This is a genomic window from Domibacillus enclensis (genome assembly GCF_900156125.1).
Lineage (GTDB): Bacteria > Bacillota > Bacilli > Bacillales > Domibacillaceae > Domibacillus > Domibacillus enclensis.
Genome location: NZ_FTLX01000003.1, coordinates 272,523 through 285,727, shown reverse-complemented (window position 1 = coordinate 285,727; position 13,205 = coordinate 272,523). Strand labels below are relative to the sequence as shown.

At 45.7% G+C, this 13,205-nt stretch carries 17 protein-coding genes; all 17 read right to left on the bottom strand.

All coding sequences use genetic code 11. The features are described 5' to 3' along the window. Positions 1–5: 5 nt before the first annotated feature. On the bottom strand, positions 6–371 hold the full coding sequence (locus BW952_RS08185) for a response regulator (protein WP_045850028.1): 366 nt from the start codon (positions 369–371) through the stop codon (positions 6–8). A gap of 22 nt (positions 372–393) precedes the next feature. After that, positions 394–1,599 (bottom strand): flagellar motor switch phosphatase FliY, encoded by a 1,206-nt coding sequence (gene fliY / locus BW952_RS08180; protein WP_076496251.1) that lies wholly within the window; start codon positions 1,597–1,599, stop codon positions 394–396. Continuing rightward, a complete protein-coding gene (gene fliM, locus BW952_RS08175) occupies positions 1,589–2,590 on the bottom strand; it encodes a flagellar motor switch protein FliM (protein WP_045850029.1) in 1,002 nt (333 codons plus the stop codon). Before fliM ends, fliY begins: the two co-directional genes overlap by 11 nt. 30 nt (positions 2,591–2,620) lie before the next feature. Next, positions 2,621–3,070, bottom strand: coding sequence for a flagellar basal body-associated protein FliL (fliL, locus tag BW952_RS08170; RefSeq protein ID WP_045850030.1), 450 nt, complete (start codon positions 3,068–3,070; stop codon positions 2,621–2,623). Then, entirely contained in the window at positions 3,060–3,281 is a 222-nt protein-coding gene (locus tag BW952_RS08165) for a flagellar FlbD family protein (RefSeq protein WP_045850031.1), read from the bottom strand. Before BW952_RS08165 ends, fliL begins: the two co-directional genes overlap by 11 nt. Positions 3,282–3,338: 57 nt before the next feature. Then, the gene (flgG, locus tag BW952_RS08160; protein ID WP_045850074.1) at positions 3,339–4,130 is read right to left on the bottom strand and encodes a flagellar basal body rod protein FlgG; all 792 of its coding nucleotides are present in this window, start codon (positions 4,128–4,130) and stop codon (positions 3,339–3,341) included. A gap of 87 nt (positions 4,131–4,217) precedes the next feature. Next, on the bottom strand, positions 4,218–4,604 hold the full coding sequence (locus BW952_RS08155) for a TIGR02530 family flagellar biosynthesis protein (RefSeq protein ID WP_094031958.1): 387 nt from the start codon (positions 4,602–4,604) through the stop codon (positions 4,218–4,220). Between the two features lie 12 nt (positions 4,605–4,616). Next, positions 4,617–5,273: a flagellar hook assembly protein FlgD gene (gene flgD / locus BW952_RS08150; protein WP_045850032.1), complete on the bottom strand. Its 657-nt coding sequence runs from the start codon at positions 5,271–5,273 to the stop codon at positions 4,617–4,619. Positions 5,274–5,276: 3 nt separating this feature from the next. Further along, positions 5,277–6,614 (bottom strand): flagellar hook-length control protein FliK, encoded by a 1,338-nt coding sequence (locus BW952_RS08145; RefSeq protein WP_045850033.1) that lies wholly within the window; start codon positions 6,612–6,614, stop codon positions 5,277–5,279. A gap of 52 nt (positions 6,615–6,666) precedes the next feature. Beyond that, complete coding sequence (locus BW952_RS08140) at positions 6,667–7,284, bottom strand: magnesium transporter MgtE N-terminal domain-containing protein (protein ID WP_045850034.1); 618 nt, start codon at positions 7,282–7,284, stop codon at positions 6,667–6,669. A 7-nt stretch (positions 7,285–7,291) separates the two neighbouring features. Further along, positions 7,292–7,738: a flagellar export protein FliJ gene (gene fliJ, locus BW952_RS08135; protein ID WP_045850035.1), complete on the bottom strand. Its 447-nt coding sequence runs from the start codon at positions 7,736–7,738 to the stop codon at positions 7,292–7,294. Between the two features lie 3 nt (positions 7,739–7,741). Further along, positions 7,742–9,058 (bottom strand): flagellar protein export ATPase FliI, encoded by a 1,317-nt coding sequence (gene fliI, locus BW952_RS08130; RefSeq protein WP_045850036.1) that lies wholly within the window; start codon positions 9,056–9,058, stop codon positions 7,742–7,744. 3 nt (positions 9,059–9,061) lie between these two features. Beyond that, a complete protein-coding gene (gene fliH / locus BW952_RS08125) occupies positions 9,062–9,820 on the bottom strand; it encodes a flagellar assembly protein FliH (protein ID WP_052698388.1) in 759 nt (252 codons plus the stop codon). Continuing rightward, a complete protein-coding gene (fliG, locus tag BW952_RS08120; protein ID WP_045850037.1) occupies positions 9,813–10,826 on the bottom strand; it encodes a flagellar motor switch protein FliG in 1,014 nt (337 codons plus the stop codon). Before fliG ends, fliH begins: the two co-directional genes overlap by 8 nt. Positions 10,827–10,837: 11 nt before the next feature. Next, positions 10,838–12,406: a flagellar basal-body MS-ring/collar protein FliF gene (gene fliF / locus BW952_RS08115; RefSeq protein WP_045850038.1), complete on the bottom strand. Its 1,569-nt coding sequence runs from the start codon at positions 12,404–12,406 to the stop codon at positions 10,838–10,840. Positions 12,407–12,439: 33 nt separating this feature from the next. Beyond that, positions 12,440–12,745: a flagellar hook-basal body complex protein FliE gene (gene fliE / locus BW952_RS08110; RefSeq protein WP_045850039.1), complete on the bottom strand. Its 306-nt coding sequence runs from the start codon at positions 12,743–12,745 to the stop codon at positions 12,440–12,442. A gap of 13 nt (positions 12,746–12,758) precedes the next feature. Next, entirely contained in the window at positions 12,759–13,205 is a 447-nt protein-coding gene (flgC, locus tag BW952_RS08105; protein WP_045850040.1) for a flagellar basal body rod protein FlgC, read from the bottom strand.

Genomic DNA, 13,205 nt, shown 5'->3' with positions numbered 1-13,205 from the left:
ACACCTTATGAAGAAAGCACTTTTGAAATGGCTTCAATAACACGGTCTGCCTGAAATGGTTTGACGATAAAATCTTTGGCGCCCGCTTGAATAGCGTCAATGACCATTGCCTGCTGCCCCATTGCCGAGCACATAATGACTTTAGCACCTGCATCTGCCGCTTTAATTTCTTTTAATGCGGCGATTCCATCTTTTTCAGGCATTGTAATATCCATTGTGACTAAATCCGGCTTGAGCTCAGCATATTTCTCAACAGCCTGCGCTCCGTTTTCTGCTTCACCTACTACTTCAAATCCATTTTTTGATAAAATATCCTTGATCATCATTCGCATAAATGCCGCATCGTCTACTACTAAAATTCTGTTTGCCATCATTCTGTCCCCCTAAAAATAATTAATTTAAATTTTTCAAACGGTCAGCCGGACTCGCGATATTCGTAATCCTGACACCGAAGTTTTCTTCAATGACAACAACCTCTCCTTTAGCCACGAGGCGGTTGTTCACTAACACATCCACTGGCTCTCCTGCCAGCTTGTCCAGTTCAATAATCGATCCTGCTGTTAATTCCAGTATATCTTTTACATTCCGATTGGTACGCCCGAGTTCAACGGTAACCTGAAGCGGAATATCAAAAAGCATATTTAAATTTCTCGCTTCCTGTTCACCAAGCTGAGGTGATTGAAAAGAAGAGAAAACCGCCGTTTCGACGTTAGCCTGTGCAGCCGAGTGTCCACCAATATGCATTGGATCGCTTGTAGGACGGGCAGGCATGCTCATACTGCTTTCTGCATACACCGGCTGCTGAACAGGCGGTTGATTCGCCGGCTGAGGCGGGGAATGCTGCCCTTCACTCATTTGCGGAGCTGGGGCTTGCTGAATCGGCTGCTGAGCCGGTTTTTCTTCCGGTTGTGGGGGATTCATTAATTCTGCTACAAGCTGCTTTCCGAATTGAAGCGGGATCAGCTGCATAATGTTAGAATCGATTAAGTCGCCTACAGTTAATCGGAATGAAATTTTGATTAAGAGTTCCTGTTCAGGGATGGACTCTTCTCCTTCTCCCTCATGAAGGTTTAACAAAGAGATGGAGGGCGGAGAAATATCCACCTTTTTATTGAAAATCGTTGACATCGATGTCGCTGCTGAACCCATCATTTGGTTCATCGCTTCCTGAACGGCACTCAGCTGAAGCTCTCCTAGATCAGGAGCGGCATCAAGTCCGCTGCCACCGAGCATTAAGTCCGCAATAATGGCGGCATCGTTTTGATGAATGACCAGCAGGTTGGCCCCGGAAAATCCTTCGGTGTATTCTACTTCAATCGCGGCATATGGATGGGGGAATTCATCCTTTAATTTTGATTTTTCCACAACGGTTACAGTGGGTGTGGTAATTTCCACTTTTTGATTTAATAAGCTTGAAAGCGCTGTGGCGGAGCTGCCAAATGAGATATTCCCAATTTCGCCGAGCGTATCCTGTTCAAACGCATCCAAGTATTCTTCAACACTGCCCACGCTATCAAAGGCAGCCGTTTCTTCATCATTGCCCGTTCCTTTTAGCAACGCGTCAATTTCTTCTTGAGATAACATATCATCACTCATCATTGTCTTCCCCTCCTTTCACATAATCCAATACTTGCACGGCCAGTTTTTTGTTTACCCGTCCCGGCTGTGCGGTGAATTTCGGCACATTGCCTACCTTAACCGTCAACGAATCACCAACAGACTTGTTTAACCCTAGGACATCCCCCTCCGACATCATGAGAAAGTCTTCAATCGTAATGACGGTTTGTCCAAGTTCGGCGATCACCGGAAGCGAGGCTTTTTTAATCCGCTTGTTTAGATTTTCCAGTTCCCCTGGACTCCGTTCTTTTTTATCTGGATTTTGCATCCAGTAATGCACGGAAAGCTTTGGAATGATCGGCTCCAGCACCACATGCGGAATGCAAATGTTCATCATGCCGGTTGTTTCACCAATGGTTGTATTTAATGATATAACAACAACGGTTTCATTTGGGGAAACCATTTGCAAAAATTGCGGATTTACTTCAAAATCGGTTGCAATCGGATCGATTTCTACTACATTCTCCCATGCTTCGCGATAATTTTCAAAGGCATGGTCAAACATGTTAGACATAATGCGCGTCTCGATCTCGGTCAGATTTTCCACTTTATTAACACTTTCTCCCCGTCCGCCCAACAGCCGGTCGAGCATCGCATAGGCGATATTCGGGTTTACTTCCATCAAAATCCGCCCTTCAAGCGGCGGCACTTCAAATACATTTAAAATCGTCCGGTTCGGAATAGAACGAATAAATTCCTCGTATGGAATTTGATCAGCTGACACGACTTCCAGCTGCACGTATGTCCGAAGCTGTGCAGCGAAAAAAGTGGTTAATATACGGGCAAAGTTATCGTGCATTCTTGTCAGGCTTCGGATTTGATCCTTTGAAAACCGAAGCGCACGCTTGAAATCATACACCTTGACCTTTTTTTCTTCTTCTTCTTTTTTTAATTCCTCCGCATTCATTTCACCCGTTGACAGAGCGGATAAAAGTGCGTCTATTTCGTTTTGAGACAATATTTCTCCTGACACTTGGCCTCACCTCCGTTCTGTTTCCGCCTTTTACTGAATGATGTATGAGGTGATATAAACAGCCTCCACAGTTCCATCCTGCATAATGCTATTTAAATTCGTTTTTAACGTCTCCGTCAGCTTTTGCTTTCCTGCTTCCCCTTTTAATTCATCAGCCGTCATCTCTGACAGCTTTTGAATGATCAGGTCCTTCGCCTGGAAATCCCTTTTCGTTAATTCTTCCATTGCATCCGGGTCGTTTGTTTGAATTTTAAATGAAATGCGAATAAAATCGTCAGATGCAAGATTTGTTGTCATTTCAGGTATATCCACTGAGGATTCAAGGACTTCATCGATCGATGGCTCTTCCTTGGCTGCGTCTCCTCCTGTTGAGCGCAAAATAATCACGACTGCAATCGTCCCAGCCAGCAAAATAACAGCCAGCAAAACCAGCATGATCGTCATCAATTTATTTTTTGGCGCTTTTTGCTCATTCTCCATCTTGATCCTCCTCCGCTTTCACACGTCCAAGAAGTGAAATGCGACTGTAAAACGCTTCAATATCCGAAGCAACCTGATCATGTGATTCTCTGACTACATATTTTTTTCCGTTTGTTAACGTAATGGTTGTATCAGGGAAGCTTTCAACCGTTTCTATGTAAATAGCGTTCAATGAAAATGCTTTTCCATTTAATCTTGTCACAGTAATCATATATGCCGGGGCTGAAGTCAGCCCCGTCCCCCCTTAGCTAAAAAATAAACGGATCGATTAACGCTTCATGCTCATCAATTCCTGCAGAATTTCATCCGACGTTGTAATGATTCGTGTATTCGCCTGGAATCCGCGCTGTGCCACGATCATTTCAGTGAATTCTTCCGATAAATCAACGTTTGACATTTCTAGTGCGCCAGCAACAATTCTGCCCATTCCTGCATCCTGATCTCCAGGAACAGAGGTAACAGGGTCACCTGAGTTATCAGATTGCTGATACAAATTTTCACCAACTTTAATTACGCCGCCGCTGTTCGGAAATTTCGCTAATTGAACAACTTGTGTTGCATCTAATTGGCCTCCGTCGATAAAACTGATGACTCCCCCTGCCCCTATGCTTAAGCTGGTCGCAGTCGTTGGTACAGTGATGTTGGCGCCCTCTCCAACTAAATAAAGTCCATCTGAATTTACGATTGATCCTTCATCATCCATGTAGAAGTTCCCTGCTCTAGTGTAATATGTGTTCACGCCATCCGTTACCTGGAAAAACCCGTCGCCTGAGACGGCCAAATCGAGTGTTCTCCCCGTTGTTTGTGTGGAACCTTCTGTCTGAATTGTATCAATAGCTGCTATTTGTGAACCAAGACCCACCTGCTTCGGGTTGACTCCTCCTCTGCCGTTTGCCGGACCGTTTGCACCTGCAATACTTTGAGAGACTAAATCTTTAAAAACAACCCGCCCTTTTTTAAAGCCATACGTATTGACATTAGAAATATTGTTGCCGATCACATCAAGCTTTGTTTGAAAGTTTTTCATGCCGCTGATTCCTGAGTACATTGAACGTAACATAAGTTCGTTTTCCCCTTTCGAATTCGTCTGCGTCATTCGGTCGGCAGACGGTTGGCCTCCATGTAGGTCCAGCCAAAGTTAGATTCATTAATAGTCCATAAGAATTGTGCCGTTGATATTGGTGAAAATGCGTGTGCTCGCTTCTTCGCGGTTCATCGCTGTAATGATTGTATTGTTTTTGGCGCTGGCAATAAGCGCAGCATCTTTTAACACAACCAATGAATCTGTAACTCCTTTTGATTTGGCTTCGGTCAGCTTTTGACCAATTAAATTCCACTCATTCTCATGAATGTGAATGCCTCGTTCATTCAAACGCTGCTCCGCGTGCTTTGAGATTGTCAGTGCTTCAGGCGCTGATGAAATCGTCTTTAGCGTCTCTTGAAAAGTCATCGACGTCTTTTGCTTTGATTCTGTTTTAGCAGGCGGCAGGATCGGCTGACGAACGCCATGAACGATTGGATTAATGGATGTCATCCTCTCACCTGCCTATTCTATTTTCGTTAAGCTAGAAGCCGCAATTTTCTCTCCACCTGCGATTTGCAGCCAAACCTGTCCGTCTTTCATGGAAACAGATTGTACAGCTGCTGTTTGCTCAGAACCTTCTGCTCCCCATGTAACCGACCGGCCGATTAAATAACTGGCTTCGACCAGCGGATTGGAACTGACGACTCCACCCGACGTGCTTTCTCCTGCCCCGCTCTTTAACTCAGAGATGTTGCCCGGCTCGAGCACCGTTCCGTCCGTCAATGTAAACTGGACGCTTTCTCCTGCAAACTTGATTGATGCAACCGTTCCACTGCCTGTTTCCACAACGGGCTTTCCATCGGCATCTGTTTCTTCCGTCAGCTTGTGCCAGACGACATTTTTCCCAACAAATGACTGGTAGTTGATCATTTGTGACGCTGTTTGTGCCTGCACCATTTGCTCAATCATGGATGTCATGTTGACCATTTGCTCGAGCGATGTGAACTGAGCCATCTGTGCGATAAAATCTTTGTCCTCCATCGGGCTGAGCGGGTCCTGGTTTTGAAGCTGCGCCATCAAAATTTTTAAAAACTCATCTTTGCCGAGCGCACTGTTGCCCGTTTGTTTTGACTGAGCCGGATTGTTGGCTAAATAAAGCGAAGGATCAATTTTAGACATGGATTATCCCTCCCATTCTGCATGTAGTAATAATTCTTCAAAGGATGCATTCGGTTCCTGATCATTCTGCTTTGATTCATCATGCGGCTGCTTCTGCTCCTGCTGACGCTGCTGCTGGGCACCTCGGTCAAATAGCTGCTGTCTCGTATCCGGACTGGCAATATCCAGCTTGTCCACCGTCACGTTTTGCTGGCTGAACGCATTCTTCAGCTGATGAGCATTTTGCTCCAAGAGCTCTTTTACCGCTTGCGTGGAGGATAAAATCTTTGCTGTCATGACGCCGTTTTGCTGCAAGAGCTCAATCCGCAACGAGCCAAGCTGCTCCGGATAAAGCTTAATGAGCATTCTTGTACCGTTTGGCGTTTTCATTAAATTAGAATTCCCCAGCAGCTGCGTAAACTTTTCGATAAACTGCTCCATATTCATGGGACCCGGATTCGTTTTCACACTCATCACGAACTGCTCCGTTTTCGACATCTGGATCGTAAAAGGATTGATTGATTCTACTGTTGTTGCAACAGGCTTTACACTTTTATTTTCTTGAACCACTGGCTGGTCGGCAGCATATTGGGCAAAGGCCGCTTGCAAGATGGTTTGCTTCGGTGCAGCACTTGCTTGTGATGGGCTTTGCTGAGCTACAGCCGCTTGCGCCAGTACTGCTTTTAAATGCAGCATCGCTTCTTTTTTACTGTCGGGCAATGCTGTCGCCTGCTGGCCAAAAGCTTGAACGATTTGTGACGCTTTTAGAACAGTCCGAATGGCTTGAAGATCTCCTTCTTTCACAGCATGCATTCCCTGTTCAGTTGCCATGACGGTCAAATGGATCAATTTCTCAATAGACAGTTCATTTTCTATCATGAACGAGCGCATGTCTTCAATTGAGCTATTTTCATTTCCCATTTGAGCAACCTTTTCCATAGACTGAATCAATGTTTCCGCATCCAGTCCCAGCATAACGGCTAAATCTTGAATGTTCGGCAAGTCACCGTTTGATAAAAGGTCTGACGCAATGGCTGCTCCTTCGTCCTCGTTGTCCAAAATCGATTGCAGCTCCAATTCGCCTGTAGAATTTAACAGTAAGGATGCTGCATCAATCGGCGTGTCATTTTCTAGAACCTCCGCCGTCTCGCTGATGGGCTGCTGTGCATTTTGAAGCATTTGACCAAATGATCTCATCCCTTGCATGCTGCCTTGGAACGAAGTGTTTAAAAATGTTTGTGAAGCACCAAGCACCTGGTTGTTCACGCTTGCTGATGTGGTTCCCTGCGTCAAGGCATTCGATTTATTCGGAATTGCTGTGCCGAGAAATGCCGTGCTTTTTGACCCTACTATAACCTGCATGTTTCCACCTCCTTTTTCTTGCATATTATCTCACATTTTCCACTGTATTTCTTTATTCATTCGACAAAATTTTTGTATATTCAGCGGCTTTTTCTGCTTCAAGCTCTTCTAATACAGCGCCTTGCTTTTCTACACTTAATTGTTTTAAAATAGCCGCTGCTTCGTTGTCTGTTAAATTAATGATAATACCCGCAATGCTTTCTTCATCCATTGATTCATACGTTTCAACAACATTGTTGACAGGCTGTTCTTCTTCAGAGTCCGCCGTTTCCTCCCGCTCCTGCTGCAGCTGCTTTAGTTCAGCGTTTAACCGGTCCTGCTCCGTGAGCAATTCTTCTATTTCTGCCTCCGCACCTTCAAGGTCATTTGATAGTTGCCCGATTTCGGCTTCCTTGTTTTTGATTTCAGCCTGCAGCTCTGCCACTTGCTCACTGTCCGACTTGCCGTCCTGCTCGGCAGAATTGATCCATTCAGACACGTATGGAATATTGGCGGTCACTTCTTTCGTTTTATCAAACACATTGACACCCGCAATCGTCATGACAATTAACGCCACTGTCAAAGCAAACAACAGCGGAATGATGACGACAAACAGAAACCATTGAATTCGGCTGTAGCCCTGCTTTTCTTCTTGATCAGCGGGAGCGATCTTTTTTCTTTTTCTTGCCATTTGCTTATCACCTAATCTTTCGGTTCATAAACTGGATCGAGGAAAGTTCGTCCATTTGCTTTGCTTCTTCAGCTGCCATCTGCTTATGATAGCGCGTCAAGTCATTTGCACGTATTTTGCTGTATTTTTTCACTTCAATATTTTTCTCTTTTAATTGCTGCTCGCACCACTGCATTCGGCCGCGGGACGTAATGACCAGCTGCTGCTGCTTCTCTATCAGCTTTTCTAAATTGGACACAAACTGCTGATAATGCTGAATGTCCAAAACAGAAAATCCTGTTTTCATTTTTTGCTCCTGCGCAAACAGGAGATCTTCTTTTTTCTTTAACAGCTCATATAGCTTATTGGCTTCTTTTTCAAATGCTTGCTGGGATTCTCTGAAAACTGTCTCTGACTCTTCTTTTTCTTGTTCACGAAGCTGCATAATTTTCTCGAATTTATAATCAAATGCCACGCTTTACTCATTCCTTCCATTTGCTAAACGACCTAGTCCAAAAGCTGATTCATCCAACGTCACTTGTTCATCGGTCCGCTGTTTTAGAAAAGAAAGGATCGGCTGGTAATTTTGAATCGCCCGGTCAATGTCCGGAGAGGATCCTTTTTTATAAGCACCGATGTTAATTAAGTCTTCCGAGTTTAAATACGTATTCAGTGAATCTCTGACCGCTACCGCCGCATCGTAATGGTCCCTGCTGACGATGTGAGGCATCAAGCGGCTGACGCTTTTCAGCACGTTAATTGCAGGGTATTGCCCTTTGTTCGCCAAATCACGGTCGAGAACAATATGACCGTCGAGAATTCCCCGTACGGCATCCGCAATCGGTTCATTCATGTCGTCCCCATCTACCAGAACAGTGTAAAAAGCGGTGATCGTGCCGTGTTCATTCGTACCGGTCCGCTCAAGCAGCTTCGGCATAATGGCAAACACAGAAGGCGTGTACCCTTTTGTGGCAGGAGGCTCTCCGACAGCCAGTCCGATTTCACGCTGCGCCATGGCAACCCGTGTAACGGAATCCATCATCAACATGACGTTCAAGCCTTTATCACGAAAATATTCGGCAATAGCCGTTGCTGTGAACGCTCCTTTAATCCGCATTAAAGCTGGCTGATCGGACGTGGCTGCCACAACTATGGACTTTTTCATGCCTTCAGGCCCAAGGTCGCGCTCGATAAACTCACGTACTTCCCGGCCCCGCTCTCCAATGAGCGCAATAACATTTAAATCCGCTTTTGTATTGCGCGCAATCATGCCGAGCAATGTGCTTTTGCCGACGCCGCTCCCTGCAAAGATGCCCACACGCTGTCCTTTTCCGATGGTCAGCATGCCGTCAATCGCCCGCACGCCCACTTCAAGCTTTTCGCGGATCGGCGGTCTGGTCATTGGATTTGGAGGCTCTGCTTCTGTTTCGATTGGCGTTAACGTCCTGGGCAGGACCGAATCGTCGAACGGTTCTCCAAGCGGATCGATAATTTTGCCGATGAGTGCAGGACCTGCTTTCACCTTTAGCTGGTGGCCTAACGACTCCACTAGACTGCCGGGCGAAATTTCGTTAATGTTCCGGTACGGCATCAAAATAATCATTTCATCCCGAAACCCCGTCACTTCCGCCATAATCGTCCGCTTGCCATCCTTTGAGCGGATCAAGCAAATGTCGCCAATCGAGCTTTCCGGACCTTGTGATTCGATCATTAAGCCAACGACTCGCTTAACACGCCCATACCTTTTGAATGAATCAAGTGTCGGTATGATATTTTTCAGTTCCCGCGCTTTCATCGATTACTCACTCTCCAAAAGCTGCAGCAATGTTTTACGCAGCTGCTGCAGCTGTGTGTCGATTGCTGTATCAATTCGGCCATTGGCGGTTTCAATAAAACAAGCATCTTCGTCCGCTTCTTCGTTCGGGTATATATAACAATTGATTTCACTCGGAAACAGCGCTTCAATTTCGTCCTTTTGAGAGATAATGAGTTCATATCGCCCGGGGTGTACATGAATTTGCACTTCTTTTTGATTTCTCACTTCTTTTAAAGCCGAGCGGACGATGCCCATAAAGGAGTCTTCATTTGCGTGAAGCTCACTTCGAACAATTTTTTCCGCACATGCGATTGCCAGCTCCACAATGGTTCTTTCAGATCGCTCGACATTTTTTTCATATTCAATTTTAGAGGAATCCACGATGGATCTTGCTTCATCAATTAACGCGCTCGTTTCGCGATAGCCCGTTTCGCGGCCTTCTTCGGTCCCTTTTGTGAAAGCTTGCTCGTACGCTTCTCTTTGCAAATTCGCTTTTTCCTGCTCCCAGCTTTTTTGCCATTCTGACGCTTCATTCATCGTTTTCTGCTTGCTGGCTTCTGCCTGCTCAATAATACGCTTTGCCTGGTCATTCGCTTCGCTGATAATAACGGACCGTTCCTCGGAAAAATCAGGCGGCACCTCCGCTTCAGGCAGTGATGGCGTAAACAATGGTTTAATGCCGATAATCCGTTTCGGCTTTTCCTGATTTGACGACAATCCACTGCCAATAAAATTAGACAATGATATCATCTCCTCCACCGCGCGCAATAATAATTTCGCCTGTTTCTTCCAGACGACGGATTGTCGCCACAATACGAGACTGTGCTTCTTCTACATCACGAAGCCGGACAGGCCCCATGTAATCAATTTCTTCCTTGAATGTTTCAACCATCCGCTGTGACATGTTTCGGAATACGACCTCTTTTACTTCTTCGCTTGATACCTTCAACGAAAGAAGCAGATCTTCATTTTCACAGTCACGGATGACGCGCTGAATTGAGCGGTTGTCGAGTGTTACGATATCCTCAAAGACAAACATACGCTTCTTGATTTCTTCTGCCAGCTCCGGATCTTGAATTTCAAGCGCATCGAGAATGGTCTTTTCTGTAGAGCGGTCCACTCCGTTCAGCACTTCTACAACCGCTTCTACTCCGCCTGTTTGTGTATAATCCTGTGTAACGGTCGAGCTAAGCTTTCGTTCTAAAATCGCTTCTACCTCATTGATAATCTCCGGCGACGTGCTGTCCATAATTGCGATCCGTTTGGCAATGTCAGCCTGGACCTCCTGTGGAAGCTCGGACAAAATCTGTCCGGCCTGCTGAGGGTCCAAATACGATAAAATAAGCGCAATCGTCTGCGGATGCTCATTTTGAATAAAATTAAGGATTTGCCCGGCATCGGCACGGCGTGCAAAGTCAAACGGACGCACCTGCAGTGACGATGTCAGCCGGTTAATGATGTTCTGTGCCTGGTCTTGTCCAAGCGCTTTTTCCAGCACGGTTTTGGCGTAGCCAATCCCTCCCTGGGAGATGTAATCCTGCGCCAGCGCAATGTTGTGAAATTCCTCAAATACTTCTTCTTTTACATCCGCATCCACTTTTTTCACACCGGAAATTTCCAGTGTCAGCCGTTCGATCTCTTCCTCCGATAAATGTTTATAAACAGAAGCAGACGAATCCGGTCCGAGAGAAATAAGCAGAATCGCTGCCTTTTGTTTTCCTGTTAACTTCTTTTCACGTGCAGCCAAAATGATCCCCCCTATTCCTCAGACAGCCATGTGCGAAGCAGCTTGGCAAATTCCTCCGGCTTTTCTTTCGCCATATTCTCCAGCTGCTTGCGGCGCGCATTCACTTCTGTTTCTACGAAAACCTCTTCTTCCTCTTCTTCAATAAACTCGTCTTCATCGTCTTCTTCCTCACGGCGTTTTCTTACCATCATAAAGATTAGTACGCCAATGACGACGAGGAGAATGCCTCCGATTAAATAAACCCACCATGGAATCGAAGACGTCTGCTCTTCCTCAAACGTTACTTTTCCATTCAATTCCTGGACCGAGACTGTGATTTTTTCTTCAAGCGCCTGATCTGTCAGCTCGGCATTGTAGCTTTCATCAATCGATGTTCTCACAATATTGCCTAACAGCTGCTGGATATCCTCCACACTTTGATCCGGCATTGTATTCGGATCATCCGGAGTTGGCGGCTCGACCATTACCTGTATACCAAGATCGCGAATTTTGTACGGACTTTCAGTGATTTCACGACGAATGCGGTTCACTTCGTTGTTGAGCGTTTCTTCCGTCCGTTCGTAATCGCCTGTTCCTGAAGCTCCCTCTAAGTACGTTGTGGCCGTGTCCCCGGCATCTTCTGCCTGAGGAATGCCGCCTGCTCCGGCAGCATCCCCTGTATACGTTTCAGTGATACGCTGGGCGCTGATTTGAATGCCTTCCATATTTTCTTCATCTACAGGCTCAACGAGGTTTTCTTCCCGGTTTTCCTGGGTAAAGTCTATATCGGCTGTGACAGTCGCCACGACCTTATCGGCACCCATTAACGTACCAAGCATACTTTGCACCTGTCTTTGCACATCTCGCTCGATCTGCTTTTTAACGGCCATTTGCTGTTCAAATGAATCGCCTGAGCCCGTCCCGGAATTATTCATTTCAAAATACTCAAAGTTTTGATTCATGATGACGATATTCTCTACAGGAAGGTTCGGCACACTTTTTGAAACGAGATGATAAAGCGACTTAATTTGCTTTTCGTCAAATTGATAGCCCACTTCGGTATTTAGTACAACAGATGCCGAGGCTTGTTCCGCTTCATCTGTCGCAAAAATCGCCTCCTGCGGCAGATTGATCATGACATTTGCGTCTTTTACTCCATCAATGCCCGTAATGAGTCCACCAAGCTCCGTTTGCATCGCATCCAGCTTTAACACATTAAACTCATTATCCGTCATCCCAAAACCGGCATTTTGGCTGAAAAAGCTGTAATCAATGGTGCCCGATTGTGGGAGTCCTTCTGCCGCTAAATCCACTTTCAGGTTATCGACAGCTTCCTCAGGTACAAGAATGCCCGTGCCGCCTTCTGTAATTTCATACGCAATGCCGCGGCCGTCCAAATTCTCTTTCACCGCTCCAATTTCAGATGGAGACAGCTCACTGTAGAGAGGCGCCATCGTTGTGCGGCCCGCGAAAAAAACAAGCAGTGACAGAGCCAGGGCGAAAAAAGCCAAAGCTGAGATGCCGACTACTTTTTGTTTTCTTGAACGAGTGCTCCAATATTCTTTTATTCTTGCAAGCTGTTGTTTTATATTTTCGTTCATTACAATCCCCCGGTCACTTCAATCCATTCCCTGTTACATTTGCATTCTCATAATTTCCTGATAAGCCTCTACTGCTTTGTTTCGAACTTCGAGTGTCAGCTGCATCGTAATACCCGACCTTTGCGCTGCTGTCATGACCTGGTGAATATCGACATTTTCCCCATTAATCATTTTTGTTGTCAGCGTGTTGGATTCTGCCTCTGTCTTCATCACGTCATTCAATGAATCTTTTAAAAAGTCCGCAAATTTCTGCTGTGATTCATATGGTGTGGCTGCTTTCTTACTCATATCTATACCCGCTGTTGGGGAAGAAATAGCATTTAAGGATTCAATCGCCATTTAGTTTCTCTCCTTATTTTCCAATTTCAAGGGCTTTGGTCATCATGGCTTTCGATGCATTGAAGACCGTCACATTCGCTTCATAGGATCTGGTAGCGCTCATTAAATCAACCATTTCACGCAACGGGTCCACATTCGGCATGCTGACGTAGCCTTCTGCGTTCGCATCTGGATGCTCGGGATCGTAAATTAATTTATTGGGTGTTTCGGTGTCTTCTACAATTTTTGTTACTTTCACTCCGTTTCCTGCTTCAGGGCTGTTTTGCGCCATTTGCAAAAAGCTTGAAAAAGAGTTTCCTTTCGGCTGCAGCACGACGGACTTGCGCTGGTACGGCTGCCATTCTCCATCGACGAGTTTGGCGCGTGTGGATTCAGCATTGGCCATATTAGAAGAAACGACGTCCATCCGCAGCCGCTGGGCGGTTAAGGCAGAAGCCGTTATACTCATTCCGTTAAACAT